Source organism: Pseudomonas sp. A34-9 (assembly GCF_029543085.1).
Lineage (GTDB): Bacteria > Pseudomonadota > Gammaproteobacteria > Pseudomonadales > Pseudomonadaceae > Aquipseudomonas.
In genome coordinates this window covers 6,302,576-6,320,354 of sequence record NZ_CP119967.1, presented here as the reverse complement: position 1 = coordinate 6,320,354, position 17,779 = coordinate 6,302,576, and the positions used below count along the sequence as shown (strand labels likewise).

The following is a 17,779-nucleotide window of genomic DNA, read 5'->3' as shown; positions in this document are numbered from 1 at the left end:
ATTGAGGGTGAACGCGTGAACCTAATTATGAAAATGCTGGCCGCACCAGCAACCGTACTGGCCCTCTGGGCTGTCAGCGCTCAAGCTGCGACGAATGACGACATTGCCAAACGCCTCGAGCCTGTCGGCCAGGTGTGTGTTCAGGGGCAAGAATGCAAGGGGATGGAAGTGGCTGCGACTGCCGGCGGCGGTGGCGGTGCGAAAACCCCGGACGAAGTGATTGCCAAACATTGCAACGCTTGTCACGGCAGTGGTCTGTTGGGTGCGCCGAAAATCGGTGACACCGCGGCCTGGAAAGAACGTGCTGACCACCAGGGCGGCCTTGATGGCATCCTGGCCAAAGCCATTACCGGCATCAACTCGATGCCGCCGAAAGGCACCTGCGCCGATTGCTCGGATGATGAGTTGAAGGGCGCAATCCAGAAGATGTCCGGCCTGAAGTAAGGCGCGCTTCTGATGAAAAAAGCCGTCTTCGGACGGTTTTTTTGTGGGCGCAATTCAAGAGCCCCTCATCGGAACGCCGCCCGCCCAGCCCTCTCCCAGAGGGAGAGGGGGGCTACCGAGGTGTCTTTCGCTATCCATCGACCTGAAAGACCTTAGCGATTATGGATTCAGCACATCACTTTCACGTCGGCGTATCTTCACAGCAACGCACAATCAGTCCCCTCTACCTCTGGGAGAGGGTTAGGGTGAGGGGAATCTGACTCTGTTCATTGCAGCAAACTCAAGGCAAGCTCGGTCTACCTCTATTCACGGAACGGGCAGGAGGCTTCAGATGGTGCAGTTGTGTTCGATCGAACAGGCAGTGGACGACGTGCTCGCACGGTTGCCGGCGCATATCCACATGGGCATGCCGCTGGGTCTGGGCAAACCCAATCACTTCGTCAATGCGCTGTACCGGCGGATCAAACAGCTGCCCGAGCGGCAACTGACGGTCTACACCGCGCTATGCCTCGGCCGCCCGGCGTTGGGCGATGGCTTGCAGAAACGCTTCATCGAACCCTTCGTCGAACGCGTCTTCGGTGACTACCCGGAGTTCGATTTTCTCGCCGACCTGCAGCGCGACAGCCTGCCCGCCAACATCCGCATCGAACAGTTTTTCATGCAGCCCGGCAGTTTGCTCAACAGCGCACCGGCCCAGCAGGATTATGTCAGCAGCAACTACAGCCACGCCGCCCGCGACATCAATGCCGCCGGCCTGAACCTGGTGGCGCAGCTGCTCGCCAGCAGCAGTGAGCATCCCGATCGCCTGAGCCTCAGTTGCAACCCGGACATCACCCTCGACTTGTTGCCGATGATCGCCAGGCGCCGGGTCGCCGGGGAGACCATTTTGCTGGTCGGCCAGGTGCACACCGATCTGCCGTACATGCCCGGCGACGCCGAAGTCGATATCGACACCTTCGACCTGCTGATCGACGCGAAGGACAGCAGCACGCTGTTCTCCACGCCGAACATGCCGGTGGGCTTTCAGGACCATTTCATCGGCCTGCACGCCAGCACGTTGGTACGCGATGGCGGCACACTGCAGATCGGCATCGGCTCGATGGGCGATGCGCTAACCGCTGCACTGCTCGCGCGTCAGGCCGATAACGCCGGTTATCAGGCCTTGCTCCATGACATCAACCTCAGCCAGTGGGCGCAATTGATCGACCGCGAAGGCGGCACCGGCCCGTTCGCCAAAGGCCTGTACGGCTGCAGCGAAATGTTCGTCAACGGTCTGCTGGTGCTGGCGGATGCCGGGATTATCCGGCGCAAGGTCTACCCCGATGTGCAGACGCAGGAACAGGCCAACGCCGGGACGCTCGACGAGGCGGCACAGACTGACGGTATCTCGGTGCACGGCGGTTTCTTCCTCGGCCCGCGCAGTTTCTACGAGCGTCTGCGTGAGTTACCGCAGAGCAAACGCCTCGAATTCAACATGACCCGCATCAGCTACATCAACGAGTTGTATGGGCAGGAAGAACTCAAGCGTTTGCAGCGCCTCGATGCGCGATTCATCAACACCGTGTTCACCATGACGTTGCTGGGCGCAGGCGTGGCCGATCAACTGGAGGACGGGCGGGTACTCAGCGGTGTCGGTGGGCAGTACAACTTCGTGGCGCAGGGGCATGCGTTGCACGATGCGCGGTCGATTCTGATTTTGCGCAGTTGGCGCGAATCCGGTGGTGAGGTCAGTTCGAACATTGTCTGGGAGTACGGCCACTGCACGATTCCCCGGCACCTGCGCGACATCGTGGTCACCGAGTACGGCATTGCCGATCTGCGCGGCAAGACGGATTCGGCGGTGATCGAAGCTCTGCTCAATATCAGCGATTCACGCTTTCAGCCGGGGTTGATCGAACAGGCGCAAAAGGTCGGCAAACTGCCAAAGGATTTCCGCATCGATCCGCGATTCGCCGACAACACGCCGCAACGCTTGCAGGCGATTGCCGCGAAGCACCCGAATCTGTTTCCGGAGTATCCACTGGGCTGTGATTTCACCGCGATCGAGCGGGATCTGTTGCGGGCGTTGAACTGGCTGAAGAGCAAATTCAAACTCACCGAAATCCTTGAACTGGGCAAAGCTGCGCTGGATGCGCCGGAGGCTTCGCTGTATCCCGAACATCTGGAGCGCATGCAGCTGACAAACCCGGAAGGCCTCAAAGAAGACCTGTTCCAGCGCCTGCTCCTCACCGGCCTCAAAGCCACCGCGCAATAACTGCCCACCGCAAAACCAATTGTGGGAGCGAGCCTGCTCGCGAAAGCGGTGTATCAGTCAACCAAGATGTCGACTGACCCTAAGCATTCGCGAGCAGGCTCGCTCCCACAGGGGTATTGCGGTGCTGCTTGTTTATTCGATGAAGGTAACCACGCCATCCTTCAGCGACTTCACGCGAGCCAGCGACTCAACGCGATAACCCTGCGAGTCCAGCTCGGCACGGCCACCCTGGAACGATTTCTCGATGACGATGCCCAGGCCGGCAACGGTGGCGCCAGCCTGTTTGATGATCGAGATCAGCGCCTGCGACGCCTTACCGTTGGCCAAAAAGTCGTCGATGATCAGCACGCGGTCGCTGCTGGTCAGGTGACGCGGGGAGATGGCCACGGTGCTTTCGGTCTTTTTGGTGAACGAGTAAACGGTCGCCGACAGCAGGTTTTCGGTCAGGGTCAGGGACTGCTGCTTGCGGGCGAAGATCACCGGCACGCCGAGGTTCAGGCCCGTCATGATCGCCGGGGCGATGCCCGAGGCTTCGATGGTGACGATCTTGGTGATGCCCGAGTCCTTGAACAGCGTGGCGAATTCGTCGCCGATCAGCTTCATCAGGGCCGGGTCGATCTGGTGGTTCAGGAAGGCGTCGACCTTCAGGACCTGGTCGGAAAGCACAATGCCTTGTTCGCGGATTTTCTGGTGCAATGCTTCCATGAAGCTGTCCTCTTTTGGCGCTTTGTGCGCCGAAGGTCTAGTAAAAAAAGTGGTCAATTCTAGCGCTTTAACATCGCGCGTATATCAGCCAATGCGCTATTGCCACGCACGACTTTGACTTCGGTCGGTGTGTCGTCGTTGCCTTCCCAGGCCAGATCGTCCGGCGGCAGCTCATCGAGGAAGCGGCTGGGCGCGCAATCGATGATTTCGCCGTACTGCTTGCGCTTGGCGGCGAAGGTGAAGGCAAGGGTCTGCCGCGCGCGGGTGATGCCCACGTAGGCCAGGCGACGTTCTTCTTCGATGGTGTCGGCTTCGATGCTGGAACGGTGCGGGAGGATTTCCTCTTCCATGCCCATGATGAACACGTAGGGGAACTCCAGTCCTTTGGACGCATGCAGGGTCATCATCTGCACGCCTTCGGCGCCGTCCTCTTCTTCCTGCTGACGCTCGAGCATGTCGCGCAGGACCAGTTTGCCGATGGCGTCCTCGACGGTCATTTCGCCTTCTTCGTCCTTTTCGAGGGTGTTTTTCAACGCCTCGATCAGGAACCAGACGTTGCTCATCCGGTAGTCGGCAGCCTTGTCGCTGGAGCTGTTGGTGCGCAGCCAGTTCTCATAGTCGATGTCCATGACCATGCTGCGCAGCGCCGAGATCGGGTCTTCGCCGGCGCATTGCTCACGGACCTTGTCCATGAAGCGCTTGAAGCGCGACAGGCGATCGGTGAAGCGGCTGTCCAGATGTTCGCCCAGACCGATTTCGTCGGTGGCGGCGTACATCGAGATTTTGCGTTCGGTGGCGTAGTTGCCGAGTTTTTCCAGGGTGGTCGAGCCGATTTCGCGGCGCGGCACGTTGATCACCCGCAGGAAGGCGTTATCGTCATCCGGGTTCACGATCAGGCGGAAGTAGGCCATCAGGTCTTTCACTTCCTGGCGGCCGAAGAAGCTGTTGCCGCCGCTCAGGCGGTACGGCACCTGGTGGTGCTGCAACTTCAGCTCGATCAGCTTGGCCTGATAGTTACCGCGATAAAGGATCGCGAAATCGCTGTATGGGCGGTCGGTGCGCAAGTGCAGGCTGAGGATTTCCATGGCCACGCGCTCGGCTTCGGCGTCTTCGTTGCGGCAGCGGATCACGCGGATCTCGTCGCCGTGGCCCATTTCACTCCACAGCTGCTTTTCGAATTCGTGCGGGTTGTTCGAGATCAGCACGTTGGCGCAGCGCAGGATACGACTCGTCGAGCGGTAGTTCTGCTCGAGCATCACCACTTTCAAGGACGGATAGTCGTCCTTGAGCAGCATCAGGTTTTCCGGCCGCGCGCCACGCCAGGCGTAGATCGACTGGTCGTCGTCACCTACCACGGTGAACTGGTTGCGCGTGCCGATGAGCATTTTCACCAGCAGGTATTGGCTGGCGTTGGTGTCCTGGTATTCGTCCACCAGCAGGTAACGCACCTTGTTCTGCCACTTTTCGAGAATGTCAGCGTGTTCTTCGAAGAGTTTTACCGGCAGCAGGATCAGGTCGTCGAAGTCCACCGCGTTGAACGCTTTCAGCGTGCGCTGATAGTGGGTGTAGACGATGGCGGCAGTCTGCTCCTTGGGATTGCGTGCGTTCTCCAGCGCCTGCGGCGGCAGGATCAGGTCGTTTTTCCAGGCGCCGATCATGTTCTTGATCTCGTCGACGCCGTCTTCGCCCGCGTATTCCTTCTGCATGATGTCGGTCATCAGCGCTTTTACATCGGTCTCGTCGAAAATCGAGAAACCGGGTTTGTAGCCCAGCCGCGCGTGTTCCTTGCGGATGATGTTGAGACCGAGGTTGTGGAAGGTGCAGACCGTCAGGCCACGCCCTTCGCCGGCCCGCAGCAGGGTGCCGACCCGCTCTTTCATCTCGCGCGCGGCCTTATTGGTAAAGGTCATGGCGACGATGTATTGGGCGCGAATGCCGCAGTTCTGGATCAGGTGCGCGATTTTGCGCGTGATCACGCTGGTCTTGCCGGAGCCAGCACCGGCGAGCACCAATAGAGGGCCGCCGACGTAGTTCACGGCTTCTTGCTGCCGGGGATTGAGTCGGGACATACGAAAATTCGGGAGTCGTTGACGAAATGGGCCGGCATTTTAACAGGCTCAGAGAATTGTGCTGCTCTCTCCGACTTGTGACGTACCACGCGATTCAAATTTGCCGGTTTTGTTACTTTCGCGGAGGATGCACGGTGATTTTGCGGCTAATGTTCTCATTCGTGACACAAAATAACGTTCTGATAATCGTTGTCATTGAACATCGCAACGGCATAATGCCCCGCCCACATCATTGCAGAGTCTAGGGAGCTAGCTTGTCTACGCCTGTCGAACCCTTGCGTTTGCTGCTACTGGCCGAAGAGCCAGCGTGGACAGCGTTATTGCGCGAGTGTCTGGCTCCGATGGGGAGCGCGGCGGTGCTGATCAGCGCGCCGAGCTGGGAGTCGGTCAGCAGTTTGTTCGAAGACAACCGCCACGCGGTGTTGTTGACCATTCCCGCGTTGCAGCCGGCACCGGGCCGTTGCAGCCTGCCGACGGTGTTATTGCTGGAACACGAACCGGACACCACGCCGGTTGGCGTCAGTGACTGGCTGGTGTTCGACGCCCTCGATGCCGGCATGCTGCGCCGTTGCCTGCGCCATGTGCGCGAACGCGGCGTTCTGGAAAATACCCTGCAACGCCTGGCCGAACAGGATCCGCTGACCGGCATCGCCAACCGTCAGGGTTTCCAGACCTTGCTCGCCGCGCGCCTCGCCGAAAACGACGGTCGCGGCCTGGCCCTCGGCCATCTCGATCTCGACAACTTCCGCCACGCCAACGATGCCCTCGGCCATCAGGCGGGCGATCGCTTGATCCTGCAAGTGGTCGCGCGGCTGAAAAGTCAGCTGGAGGCCGGTGATCAGCTGGCGCGATTGGGCAGCGACGAATTCGCTCTGCTGATCGACACCCGCCGTGCGCCACAACGCGCCGAGTGGATGGCCGAACGCATCACCGAAGCACTCGCCGAACCGTATTGGGTCGATGGCGAGAGCCTGCTGATCGGCTCCAGCCTCGGCATCGCTCACGCCCGTGCGCAGGGCGGCGCCGACCCGCTGATGTGGCACGCACACATCGCCATGCAGCAGGCCAAAAGCACCCAAGGTTGCACGTTTCATATCTTCAACGAACGCATCAACCGCAACGCGCGGAGCATGGCTGATCTGGAAAGCGAACTGCGCCGGGCGTTGCGTCGCGATGAGCTAGAGCTGCATTACCAGCCACGCCTGAATCTTGAGGACGGCCAGATTGTCGGCCTCGAGGCCTTGGTGCGCTGGCGTCATGGCGAGCGCGGTTTGCTGCCGCCGAGCGAATTCGTGCCGCTGGCCGAGCAGAGCGGGTTGATCGTGCCGCTGGGCTATTGGGTCATTTCCCGGGCGCTGCGCGATATGCAGGCGCTGCGTGAACGGGGATTGCCGGCGCTGCACATGGCGATCAACCTGTCGTTCCGCCAGTTTCAGGACAGTCAGTTATTACCGACGTTGAGCCGGTTGATCGCCGAGCGGGGTGTCGAGGCGCAATGGCTGGAATTCGAACTGACCGAAACCGCAGTGATGCGCCGCAGCGATCTGGTCAAGCAGACCATGGACGCTCTCGGTCGCCTCGGCGTGCGTTTCTCGCTGGATGACTTCGGTACCGGGTTCTCGTCGTTCGTGCACCTCAACAGCCTGCCGATCACCCTGCTGAAAATCGACAAGAGCTTTGTCGGTGGTATGGAACAGCGCGAAGAAAACCGCAAACTGGTGCACGCGATGATCAACCTCGCGCACAACCTGCATCTGGAAGTGGTGGCCGAAGGGGTGGAAACCCCGGAGCAACTGGAGCTGCTGCGCGGGTTTGGCTGCGATCAGGTGCAGGGTTACCTGATCAGCCGGCCGTTGCCGCTGGCGGAGCTGGTTGAATATCTAACCTTCGGCTCAAGCCAGCAGGTTTCTGTGGAGGCCGTTTAAAAGATCGCAGCCTTCGGCAGCTCCTACACATATCCCTGTAGGAGCTGCCGAAGGCTGCGATCTTTTGATCTTAATCCGCGCGAACGGCCTCGAACCTCTGTGACACAGGTACAAGCCGAATCATCCGCTTCATCTTCCACTCGAACGCCAGCGTCAAACTCACCGCCGCACAGGCCAGCCCCAGCGCCAACCCCCACCAGACGCCCGTCGGCCCCCAGTTCAAGTGGAACGCCATCCACCACGCTGCCGGTGCACCGATCAGCCAATAGCAAGCGAGCCCGACCAGAAACGTGGTCTTCGCATCCTTGAGGCCACGGATGCAGCCCATGGCAATCGTCTGCGTGCCGTCGAACAACTCGAACCACGCCGCCACCGCCAGCAGACTCACCGCCAGGCGAATCACTTCGGCGAACGCCGGATCATTGTGATCGAGGAACAGCCCCACCAACTGATTCGGCAGTAGCCAGAACACCATGGCGAACCCGAGCATCACCACCGCGCCAAAGACGATCCCGACCCGCCCGGACATCCGTGCATCGCTCAATTGTCCGGCACCGTAATGCTGGCCGACGCGCATGGTGATTGCGTACGACATGCCCGCCGGCACCATGAACGCGACCGAGACGATTTGCAGGGCGATCTGGTGCGCGCCCAATTGCGTGCTGCCCATCGTGCCCATGCACAACGCCGCGAAGGCAAACAAACCGACTTCCACCGCGTAGGTGCCGCCGATTGGCAGGCCCAGACGCCACAATTCTTTGAGGTATTGCCGGTTGGGCCGCGACAAGCCCGCGCGCAATGGATAAGCGTCATAGGCCGGATGCCGGCGGATATGCCAGGCGAGTGCCAGCGCCATGCAGTTGGCGACAATCGCCGTGACCAGGCCGATGCCCGTCAGGCCCATTTTCGGCAGGCCGAACATGCCGGTGATCAGCGCGTAATTGAGCAGGAAATTGGCCACCGTGCCGGCGAGGCTGATAACCATCACAGGCGTCGCTCGGCCAATCGCACTGGTGAAACCGCGCAGGGCCATGAAGCTCAGGTAGCCGGGCAGGGCGAAGGGCAGGGCGATCAGGAATTGCCCGGCGGCATTGACGTTGGTTTCAGTCTGGCCAAACAACAGCAACACCGGTTTCAGGTTCCACAGCAATAAGCCGGCGCCCAGCGCCATCAGCCATGCCAGCCACAAACCGGCCTGGGTCAGCCGCGCAGCGCCGATGATGTCACCGGCGCCCTTGCGGATCGCTACCAGCGTGCCGACCGCCGCAATCACGCCGATGCAGAAAATCGACACGAACGAATAGCTCGCCGCGCCGAGACCGCCGCCCGCGAGCGCTTCCGGACTCAGGCGCGCCATCATTAAAGTGTCAGTCAGCACCATCAGCATGTGCGCCAACTGTGAAGCAATCAACGGCCCTGCCAGCCGCAGGATGGCCCAGAGTTCGATACGCACAGGATGCTGCATGGTCATCACCACTCGATTTTCAGAGGGAACAGAAGACCGTCGATTCTCGGCGCTTGGCAGGCTTTGCACAAAGGGATAAAAAGGATGGGTGGCATGAGTAAAACTCATCCTGGTGTGATTCTGTCCGTTTTGCTGCATCCCGCTGCAGGAGCCTTGTGTATGTCCCGTCGACTTCCTCCGTTGTATGCCCTGCGCGCATTCGAAGCTGCAGCACGGCACAGCTCGTTCACCCGTGCGGCCGAGGAGTTGTCGATCACCCAGAGTGCGGTGAGCCGGCACATTCGTACGCTCGAAGATCACTTCGCCTGTCGGCTGTTTCAGCGCAGCGGGCGCAATCTGCAACTGACTGAAGCCGCGCGGTTACTGTTGCCCGGCATCCGCGAAGGCTTTGGTGCACTTGAGCGGGCCTGCAATACCTTGCGTGCCGAGGACGACATCTTGCGTATGAAGGCCCCGTCGACCCTGACCATGCGCTGGCTGTTGGCGCGACTCAGTCGCTTTCGTCACTTGCAGCCGGGCAACGAAGTACAACTGACCAGCGCCTGGATGGATGTGGACTCGGTGGACTTCAACGATGAGCCGTTCGACAGCGCAGTACTGTTGAGTGACGGGCATTTTCCGCCGGACTGGGAGGCCAGCCTGCTCTTTCCTGAAGAGCTGATTCCAGTGGGTGCACCAGACCTGCTGAATGATCAGCCATGGGATTTGGCTCGACTGGCTTGCACCGAATTACTCCACCCGACGCCTGACCGTCGCGATTGGCGCAGTTGGCTGGAGCATATGGGGCTGTCCGATCAGGTGTCGCTCAAGGGCGGGCAGGTGTTCGATACCCTGGAGTTGGGCATGATCGCGGCGGCGCGCGGCTACGGTGTGTCGATGGGCGATTTATTGATGGTCGCCGAAGACGTGGCGCAAGGACGACTGAGCCTGCCGTGGCCGACGGCGGTCGCCAGCGGACTGAATTATTACCTGGTGTGGCCAAAGACCCGTCCCGGAGGTGAACGTTTGCGCCGCCTCAGCGACTTCCTGCAAGGCGAAGTCCGCGCCATGGAGCTACCAGCGGTTGCGCGCTTGAGCTGAAACGTTCGAGCCGCCACAATGCCGGCCTTGTGCCATAACCCTGTTGTTCGCTCAAGTATTCGGTTCTACCGCCGAATACGTGCATGTGGAACCGACGTGCCGGTATCCACGATTCACCCCCACTATTAGAAATTATCCGAGCTGCGATCAAGGAGGATCGGAAAGTTCGGCCAGGAGCTGTCCATGTCTCAACCTCGCGCTCGGATCGCCTCGCAGCTGGGCCTCGCCCTCGCTGTGATTCTGGCGGTCGTCATCAGCGGCAGTACGGTCTTTGCTTTGCGTTCGCTGGATACCGCCAACCTTGCTACCCGTGAAGAGCATCTGGCCAGTGAAGCGCGGCTGCTGGCCGACCAACTGAGCACCTTCCACGGCACGCTGCGTGAAAGCACCCAGCGCCTGAGCGGGTTGTTCGAAAAGCGCTTCAGCGCAGGTTTGAGCCTTCACGCCGATGAACCGGTGACGGTGGCTGGCACCCAGACCCCGGGCCTGCATCTGGGCAGCGAAGTGCTGAACAACAACTTCAAGGAAGTCGACGAGTTCAAGCAGATGACCGCCGGCGTCGCCACGCTGTTCGTGCGCAGTGGCGAAGACTTTGTCCGCGTCAGCACTTCGCTGACCAAGCAGGATGGCACGCGCGCCATCGGCACCTTGCTCGACCACGCGCACCCGGCTTATGCGAAGTTGATGGCGGGCCAGGGTTATGTCGGTCGCGCCTTGCTGTTTGATCGTTCCTACATGACTCAGTACACGCCCGTGCGAGACGGCAGCGGCAAGGTGATCGCGGTGCTGTTCGTTGGTTTTGACTACACCGACGCGCAGAACATCCAGTTCGACAACCTCAAGCGCTTCCGTATCGGCCAGAGCGGTTCGTTGGCGTTGCTGGATGAGCAAAACAAATGGCTGGTCGCCCCGGCGGGCGTGCAAGCGCTGGATCAGGCGGTTCCGGTGATCAAAGGTCTGGCGGCTAAACCGGGCAAGGGTGAGTTCTGGAGCGACCGCGCCGAAGACTTCTACAGCATCGCCGTCCCGTTCGATGGCGGGCCGTGGTCGGTGGTGGCGAGCATGCCGAAAACCGAGATTCGCGCGGTGACCTGGAGCGTCGGTACGCAATTGGCCATTGGCAGTCTGTTGGCGATGCTGCTGGCGGTCGGTTCCGTGGTTTGGTTGCTGCGCAGCAAACTGGCACCACTGGGCGATCTGGTGCGTCAGGCCGAGGCCTTGGGCGCTGGTGATCTGAGCGTGCGTCTGAGCGTGTCGAGCAACGACGAAATTGGTCAGCTGTCCCGCGCTTTCAACCAGATGAGCCAGGCGCTGTCGACCATGGTCGAGCACATCCGTCGCTCTTCGGAAGAGGTCAACAGCCGTGCGCAAGCCTTGTCCGGTCTGTCCGGCGGCGCCTACGAAGGCATGGAACAACAGTCCGGCGAAATCACCAGCATGGCGGGTGCGGTGGAGGAGTTCAGCGCGACCTCGCTGAACATTGCCGACAATATGGGCGCGACCCAGCGTCTGGCGCAGGAAAACGCTCAGCAAACGCAGATCGGTCGCAGTTCGATGGAAGAAGCGTCGTCGTCGCTGGAGCAAATCGCTGGCGCTCTGAACAGTACGGCCACCGTGATCAACACCCTCGGTCAGCGCTCGCAGGAAATCGGCGGCATCGTTGGTGTGATTACCTCGATTGCCGAACAAACCAACCTGTTGGCACTCAACGCGGCGATTGAAGCGGCCCGTGCCGGTGAACAAGGTCGTGGCTTCGCCGTGGTGGCCGATGAAGTGCGCAGCCTCGCGTCGCGTACTCGTCAGGCCACTGATGAAATTTCCAGCATGATCCACAGCATCCAGCAGGAGACCGGCAACGCGATCAGCACCATGGAGCAGGGCAATGTGCTGATGCAGGAAGGCCTGTCGCGCAACGCCAACGTGGCGTCGGCGCTGGCGCGTATCGATGAGCAGAGTCGTTCGGCGGGGCAGCAGTTTGCCGCGATTACCACGGCGACTCAGGAGCAGAGCAGCACTGCGACGTTGTTGAGCAGCAATCTGCAGAGCATTGCGCTGGCCAACAGTGAGCAGCGTGAGGTGGTTTCGAACCTGGCTGTTACCGCCAAGGAGCTTGAGAAACTGGCGGCGGATTTGCGTTCCGAGGTTGATCGGTTTCGTTGATGTACGGCTGAAATCGCTATCGCGAGCAGGCTCACTCCTACAGTTTCCGGTGTGAATCACAGATTTTGTGAACACCCGAGATCCCTGTGGGAGCTAGCTTGCTCGCGAAGGCAACGCCGCCGATCCGTGGTAAATCACCCTGTATGTCTCTCATCTCTACTTGCTGAAACGTTTCCGCAGCGCTATAAAAATGGCACAACTCCAATAAAGGCTGCTGCCATGACCCCGCTCAAACTCGCCGTCGCCCTCGGCGCACTCTCTACTGCTTCCCACGCCATGGCTTGGGATTACGTGCTTCTCGATACCAACAAGCCCGCGCAAAACTGGAGCATCACCAGTGAGCAGCTCGGCGTGAAAACCGACAAACCCTTCTCCGTAAGCCTGCGCACCTTGCACGGCGGACGGCAGGAAGGTGTCAGTATTGTTGATATCGATAACGGCACGATGAAGCTCTCGGTGGTGCCAACCCGAGGCATGAATGTCTTGCAGGCTTCTGTCGGCAACGTGCGCATGGGCTGGGATTCGCCGGTCAAGGAAGTGGTCAACCCGGCCTTCATCGAACTCAACGGACGCGGTGGTCTCGGCTGGCTGGAAGGCTTCAACGAACTGGTGGCCCGCTGCGGTTACGAATGGGTTGGCCACCCCGGCATCGACAATGGCGAACTGCTGACCTTGCACGGCCGCGCCGCCAACATCCCGGCCAGTACCGTCACGCTGCACATCGATGAAAAACCACCCTATGCCATCAGTCTGCGCGGCGAATTGAAAGAGCAGGCGTTCAAGAAAGTCGACTTCTCGGTCGTCACTGAGCTGGTCACCGAGCCGGGCACTGCGCGTTTCGCCCTCAACGATACGCTGACCAACAACGGCGATTATCCGAAGGAATACCAGGCGCTGTACCACAGCAACTTCAGCACGCCGTTCCTCGAGCAAGGCGCCCGGTTTGCTGCACCGGTAAAACAGGTGTCGCCTTTCAACGACAAGGCAAAGGGCGATCTGGCCGATTGGCAAACCTATCGTGCGCCGACCAAGGACTACGACGAAACCGTTTACAACGTCGTGCCCTATGCAGATGCCAAAGGCGAAACCCTGACCGTTTTGCACAACAAGGCCGGCAGCCTCGGCGTCTCCGTCGGCTTCAATACCCAGCAGTTGCCGGTGTTTTCCCTGTGGAAAAACACCGACACCCAGGGCCAGGGCTACGTCACGGGGCTGGAGCCGGGCACCAGTTTTTCCTACAACCGCCGCTATCAGCGTCCGCTGAATCTGGTGCCGACCATCGCACCCAAGGAGCACAAACAGTTCCAGATCAGTTACAGCCTGCTTGCGGACAAAGACGCTGTGGATAACGCCTTGAAGCGCGTGACCGAAATTCAGGCCGGGCGTGAAACCGAAGTGCGGCAGACGCCGCTGGTTGATCTGACCGAGCATTAAGGTGTCGCCGGCCGGTATTGCAGCGCTTCGGCCAAGTGCTCACGCTTGATCGCATCGACTTGCTCAAGGTCGGCCAGTGTCCGGGCGACTTTGAGTAGCCGGTGTGCCGAACGCAGCGAAAGCGTCAGCCGTTCACAGGCTGATTCCAGCCATTTCTCATCGGCTGTGGATAACTTGCAGTGCCGCTTCAACCCCGGTAGATCGAGAAACGCATTGGCACAACGCTGACGCTTTTGTTGGCGCTCTCGGGCTTCGGCCACTACGGCGGCTGCACTGGCGCTGTCCTCTCCCGGCTTCACCGTCGGATTCAGCGCCGTCGCCTCCCGCGCCACCGTCAGGTGCAGATCGATCCGATCCAGCAATGGCCCCGACAGTTTGTTGCGATAACGCTGGACCATGTCCGGCGTGCAGGAGCACTTGCCGCTCGGCTCGCCGAGATATCCACAGGGACACGGATTCATCGCCGCCACCAATTGAAAGCGTGCCGGAAAACGCACGCGATCCTTGGCCCGGGCGATCACGATATGCCCGGACTCCAGCGGCTCGCGCAGCACCTCCAGCACCTTGCGATCAAACTCCGGCAGTTCATCGAGAAACAGCACGCCGTGATGGGCGAGGGTGATCTCGCCAGGTTGCGGTTTCGAGCTGCCACCGACCAGCGCCGGCCCGGATGCGGAATGGTGCGGCTGGCGGAATGGCCGCTGCGGCCAGTGGGTCAGCGGCACGCCGCTGGCGACCGATTGAATCGCCGCCACTTCCAGCGCTTCGCATTCGGACAGAGGTGGCAGCAGCCCCGGCAAGCGACTCGCCAGCAGGGTTTTGCCCGTCCCCGGCGGCCCGCTGAACAACAGGTTGTGCGCGCCCGCCGCGGCAATCAGCAACGCGCGTTTCGCGGCCATCTGACCTTGCACTTCATTGAGGTCGGGATAAGGTTTGGCGGCATGGATCAGCCCGTCCGACACATAAGGCTCGACCGGCGTATGTCCGTTGAAATGCGCTACCGCCTCCAGCAGATGATCAACCGCAAAGACCCTCAGCCCCGACGCCAGACACGCTTCCTCGGCATTCGCCCGCGGCACCACCAGCGCACGCCCGGCCTTGCGCGCCGCCAGTGCTGCCGGCAACACCCCGCGCACCGCTCGTACTGCGCCGGACAACGCCAACTCACCCAGACATTCCACATCATCCAGCGTCAGACACGGCACCTGCACACTCGCCGACAGAATCCCCAAGGCAATCGCCAGATCAAACCGCCCGCCATCCTTGGGCAGATCCGCCGGCGCCAGATTCAAAGTGATCCGCCGCGCCGGAAACTGCAGCCCGGAATTGATGATCGCGCTGCGCACGCGATCCTTGCTCTCCTTCACCGCCGCCTCAGGCAGGCCGACCATGGTCAGCGACGGCAGGCCGTTGGCCAGATGGACTTCGACGGTGACAGCGGGAGCATCCACGCCAATCTGGGCGCGGCTGTGGACGATGGAGAGGGACATGGTCGTTCCTTGAGTTGAATCGGGGGCCGCTTCCTGCGGGTTTTTGAAGGTTAGTTGAGCCGGGTTTCGATGCTGAAATAGAGGTTTACAAGACGTATCAAGACCCGATGGGCTGTCACTGCTTGCCTGAATTGGAGCGTTGACTCTCGCCCGGCATTGACGGATCCTCCCGTTCGAGGACTGCAACTGCGCATTCGTCGGGACTGGGCACCAGCTAAAGCTCCCCCGCATTTTTGGCAGCAGAGAAAGCTGGTTTCTCTGAAGTAGTGACGACGGGCCAGCTCGTCGGATTCTGAACCCAAGGCTGCAACGCCAGGAGCTAAAGAATCGCTGCGACTACTCCTCCAAACACAAAAAAGGCGTCCTATGGACGCCTTTTTATTTTTGACTCAGGATCTTCTACCGGCTAGCGGACCGCTTGGCTCAAGCTCTGGCCCACATGTAACAGCAACTTCAATAAATCGCCGTTGGTTGGCTGACATATCCCCAGCCAACCGGAGTGCTTCGAGATGTAGTTCAACAATCTGAAGAAGCTTTGCCTTTCGCTTTTTTGGGCTCATACGCACCTCGTGCGATTGGGTTGTTGGTTTCGATGTTATTGACCGTCCACAGAAATGACAAGCCGGTTGGTGTGGTCGAATTCGAACCCCAGTTTCCAGTAGTAAAAAACAACATTCGGATCAGGATCCTGAATCTCGATTTCTTTGCATCCTAGCGCTCGCGCATAGTGATCTGCGACAAGCAGAGCAATCGGCGCGATCCTGCCGCGAAGCGGGTGCGCCCTATCCGGATGACCTTCCAACAGAATAATCTTTAAGCAGATAGAGCTTGCGCGCGGGGTCGCATAGCACATGCCGCAAAGAATCTGTTTGTACCATATAGCCAAATCCAGACCTTTCGCATCTTTACTTTTCCAGTCTGCAACGTCATCCCAAGGAAAAATTGTTGGCCCCTCCCAGAGAAAGTATTGCTTTATCGCTGCTGGGGTAATTGGCTCAAATTTGACCGCTGCTGCATCAATATTTGGGATTCTCGGGGCAATGTCCTTGAGAAAGAATTTGTAGGCGATCTTTCGCGAGTTTGATCTGAATGTCTGGTTACGAAGATCCGTTGCTTTGCCTTTCCTTCTCATTGTTTTCATCTGTTTGGATCTGGTCGCAGAAGATAGCCAGCAGAGAGGGGGCAGCGAAATCAGACGTGGGGGACGCGTTTTGTAGGACGTTACTTCTGTGAGTGGAGGATTTCGGAGTAGGGGGGGTGGAGATAACGAAGACACAAAAAAGGTCATTTCAGTGGTATCACTGAAATGACCTTTGGTGAGGTTGCAGCGCAAAAATTCAGATCAATTGCAGAGCTTTTCTCCACCATGAGTTCACAACCGTGCGGTTTACTTGTTCTCGCTCCGTCACCATGTGTGGCACATCCTGCAACCGAATCCACGGCTGGTTATTCCAGTGCAACAAACTCAACGACATATCCGGCCAACTGAGCAGGCTCAGGTGTGGGCGTTCGCTTGTGGTGGGCGCTTGAGTGTCGCGCAGGGTGGGAATGACCTGATGGGTGAGCCATTCGCGCAGCGCTCGGTATTCGGGGCAGTAGTGGTAGACGAGGAGGGCGTAGATACCGGATTCGCTGATCAGCAGGGTGTTTTCGATCTGGTGGTGGATCAGGGTTTTGCGGGTTTGGTATTGGTCGGGGTCGAGTTTTCGCAGCATGCGTTCGTTGAGGTAGATGTGGACCAATCGCCCGAGGTCGCGGGCGGAGAACCAGGGTTGGTTCTGGATGAGGAGGGCGTGGAGGGGAAGTTTGTGGCGGGTGAAGAGGTAAGGCTTTAAATAGGTTTCTTCCATGGTGCAGTTCTCGGGGTCGAATTGAGAATACTGCCTCTGAACGTCGCCAAACGAAAAGGGTGGCAGCTATGCGCAGGTTGGCGAACCGGGAACCCCGAAATCCGGCAGACCCGAAAGTCTCCCACGCAAAGCCGCCATAACTCGAGAGGGGGAAAAGCGCCCTGTACGAATGTGGTCGTTCTTGCGTCGAGGATTTCCAGGTCGCCAAACCCGGTGCTGAACATTCAGCATCGGGTGAGCTTAGAAACCTGGGCTTTTCGGCGCAATCGGACGGCGGTGGTGCAAGTTGTAGGACGTTGCCGAGATGATTGAAGGGCTGAAGATCAAAAGATCGCAGCCTTCGGCAGCTCCTACAGGGGGAGCGGATTATTCAGCAGGCGGCGTCAGCTTCGCTTCCATCTCGGCAACTTTGGCTTCGAGGCTCTCGAGGCGGGCACGAGTGCGTGCCAGTACAACCATCTGACTATCAAACTCTTCACGGCTGACCAGGTCGAGTTTGCTGAAGGCGCTTTGCAGCAGCATCTTGAACTGGCTTTCGATTTCGGCTTTCGGCAGCGGGGTGTCGCCGCTGAACAGGCGGGAGGCGGTGCCGCTCAGGGCGTCGAGGAAGTCTTTAGGCGCGAGCATGGTGGATGTCCTGGAAACAATGGCCGGCAGTGTATCACGCAGTGTCTATAGTCAATCTCGCGGTCAGGGATGCACGCTTTTCGCGCAGGCGGACGGACGGCGACGCACCGTTGTTGTGCGTATACGCAGGGCCTTTAGCACGGGATGGCGTGCGGCAGCGGCCAAGGGATTGAAATCAGGGGATTTTGGCGAGATGGCAAGGTTTCTGCTTAGTCACCTTCGACCCATGCACTGATGCAGTCGCTGTGACGAATGCAGTGCGGCAGACGGAGCGGG

General features: G+C 59.6%; 13 protein-coding genes. 6 read left to right on the top strand and 7 right to left on the bottom strand.

All coding sequences use genetic code 11. The features are described from left to right. Window positions 1-27: 27 nt before the first annotated feature. Both P3G59_RS28450 and P3G59_RS28445 read left to right on the top strand, forming a co-directional pair. Window positions 28-444 carry a c-type cytochrome gene (locus P3G59_RS28450; RefSeq protein WP_277762211.1) on the top strand — a complete coding sequence of 139 codons (417 nt, stop codon included), beginning with the start codon at window positions 28-30 and terminating at the stop codon, window positions 442-444. Between the two features lie 331 nt (window positions 445-775). After that, window positions 776-2,698, top strand: coding sequence for an acetyl-CoA hydrolase/transferase C-terminal domain-containing protein (locus tag P3G59_RS28445; RefSeq protein WP_277759823.1), 1,923 nt, complete (start codon window positions 776-778; stop codon window positions 2,696-2,698). A 132-nt stretch (window positions 2,699-2,830) separates the two neighbouring features. Here the strand turns inward: P3G59_RS28445 and P3G59_RS28440 are convergent, their stop codons facing one another. Next, on the bottom strand, window positions 2,831-3,403 hold the full coding sequence (locus tag P3G59_RS28440) for a xanthine phosphoribosyltransferase (protein ID WP_003229440.1): 573 nt from the start codon (window positions 3,401-3,403) through the stop codon (window positions 2,831-2,833). Window positions 3,404-3,462: 59 nt separating this feature from the next. Further along, window positions 3,463-5,472, bottom strand: a complete 2,010-nt coding sequence (rep, locus tag P3G59_RS28435; RefSeq protein ID WP_201236314.1) for a DNA helicase Rep — start codon at window positions 5,470-5,472, stop codon at window positions 3,463-3,465. Between the two features lie 254 nt (window positions 5,473-5,726). On the opposite strand from rep, the gene P3G59_RS28430 reads away from it, so the two are divergent. Further along, window positions 5,727-7,397: a bifunctional diguanylate cyclase/phosphodiesterase gene (locus P3G59_RS28430; RefSeq protein ID WP_277759822.1), complete on the top strand. Its 1,671-nt coding sequence runs from the start codon at window positions 5,727-5,729 to the stop codon at window positions 7,395-7,397. Between the two features lie 70 nt (window positions 7,398-7,467). Here P3G59_RS28430 and P3G59_RS28425 read toward each other — a convergent pair whose 3' ends face one another. Further along, window positions 7,468-8,862 carry a NorM family multidrug efflux MATE transporter gene (locus P3G59_RS28425; protein ID WP_277762210.1) on the bottom strand — a complete coding sequence of 465 codons (1,395 nt, stop codon included), beginning with the start codon at window positions 8,860-8,862 and terminating at the stop codon, window positions 7,468-7,470. Window positions 8,863-9,021: 159 nt separating this feature from the next. Between P3G59_RS28425 and P3G59_RS28420 the strand changes: the two genes are divergently transcribed. From P3G59_RS28420 to P3G59_RS28410, 3 genes are all read left to right on the top strand, one after another. Next, on the top strand, window positions 9,022-9,942 hold the full coding sequence (locus P3G59_RS28420) for a LysR substrate-binding domain-containing protein (protein WP_277759821.1): 921 nt from the start codon (window positions 9,022-9,024) through the stop codon (window positions 9,940-9,942). A 183-nt stretch (window positions 9,943-10,125) separates the two neighbouring features. Next, window positions 10,126-12,102, top strand: a complete 1,977-nt coding sequence (locus P3G59_RS28415) for a methyl-accepting chemotaxis protein (protein WP_277759820.1) — start codon at window positions 10,126-10,128, stop codon at window positions 12,100-12,102. Window positions 12,103-12,321: 219 nt separating this feature from the next. After that, window positions 12,322-13,536, top strand: coding sequence for an aldose 1-epimerase family protein (locus P3G59_RS28410; protein ID WP_277759819.1), 1,215 nt, complete (start codon window positions 12,322-12,324; stop codon window positions 13,534-13,536). On the opposite strand, the gene P3G59_RS28405 is transcribed toward P3G59_RS28410, so the two are convergent. The 4 genes from P3G59_RS28405 to P3G59_RS28390 all read right to left on the bottom strand — a co-directional run bounded on the left by P3G59_RS28405 (window position 13,533) and on the right by P3G59_RS28390 (window position 17,503). Further along, on the bottom strand, window positions 13,533-15,026 hold the full coding sequence (locus P3G59_RS28405; RefSeq protein WP_277759818.1) for a YifB family Mg chelatase-like AAA ATPase: 1,494 nt from the start codon (window positions 15,024-15,026) through the stop codon (window positions 13,533-13,535). The genes P3G59_RS28410 and P3G59_RS28405 overlap by 4 nt on opposite strands. A 595-nt stretch (window positions 15,027-15,621) precedes the next feature. Further along, window positions 15,622-16,167: an N-acetyltransferase gene (locus P3G59_RS28400; protein WP_338110656.1), complete on the bottom strand. Its 546-nt coding sequence runs from the start codon at window positions 16,165-16,167 to the stop codon at window positions 15,622-15,624. A gap of 196 nt (window positions 16,168-16,363) precedes the next feature. Further along, window positions 16,364-16,876: a Bro-N domain-containing protein gene (locus P3G59_RS28395; protein WP_277759817.1), complete on the bottom strand. Its 513-nt coding sequence runs from the start codon at window positions 16,874-16,876 to the stop codon at window positions 16,364-16,366. Window positions 16,877-17,242: 366 nt separating this feature from the next. Then, entirely contained in the window at window positions 17,243-17,503 is a 261-nt protein-coding gene (locus P3G59_RS28390; RefSeq protein WP_007920416.1) for an accessory factor UbiK family protein, read from the bottom strand. Window positions 17,504-17,779: the final 276 nt, after the last annotated feature.

Bases quoted from the DNA above. Each gene is read 5' to 3' on its own strand.
- P3G59_RS28450 (WP_277762211.1), top strand. From the start codon at position 28: ATGAAAATGCTGGCCGCACCAGCAACCGTACTGGCCCTCTGGGCTGTC.
- P3G59_RS28445 (WP_277759823.1), top strand. From the start codon at position 776: ATGGTGCAGTTGTGTTCGATCGAACAGGCAGTGGACGACGTGCTCGCA.
- P3G59_RS28440 (WP_003229440.1), bottom strand. From the start codon at position 3,403: ATGGAAGCATTGCACCAGAAAATCCGCGAACAAGGCATTGTGCTTTCC.
- rep (WP_201236314.1), bottom strand. From the start codon at position 5,472: ATGTCCCGACTCAATCCCCGGCAGCAAGAAGCCGTGAACTACGTCGGC.
- P3G59_RS28425 (WP_277762210.1), bottom strand. From the start codon at position 8,862: ATGCAGCATCCTGTGCGTATCGAACTCTGGGCCATCCTGCGGCTGGCA.
- P3G59_RS28420 (WP_277759821.1), top strand. From the start codon at position 9,022: ATGTCCCGTCGACTTCCTCCGTTGTATGCCCTGCGCGCATTCGAAGCT.
- P3G59_RS28415 (WP_277759820.1), top strand. From the start codon at position 10,126: ATGTCTCAACCTCGCGCTCGGATCGCCTCGCAGCTGGGCCTCGCCCTC.
- P3G59_RS28410 (WP_277759819.1), top strand. From the start codon at position 12,322: ATGACCCCGCTCAAACTCGCCGTCGCCCTCGGCGCACTCTCTACTGCT.
- P3G59_RS28405 (WP_277759818.1), bottom strand. From the start codon at position 15,026: ATGTCCCTCTCCATCGTCCACAGCCGCGCCCAGATTGGCGTGGATGCT.
- P3G59_RS28400 (WP_338110656.1), bottom strand. From the start codon at position 16,167: ATGAAAACAATGAGAAGGAAAGGCAAAGCAACGGATCTTCGTAACCAG.
- P3G59_RS28395 (WP_277759817.1), bottom strand. From the start codon at position 16,876: ATGGAAGAAACCTATTTAAAGCCTTACCTCTTCACCCGCCACAAACTT.
- P3G59_RS28390 (WP_007920416.1), bottom strand. From the start codon at position 17,503: ATGCTCGCGCCTAAAGACTTCCTCGACGCCCTGAGCGGCACCGCCTCC.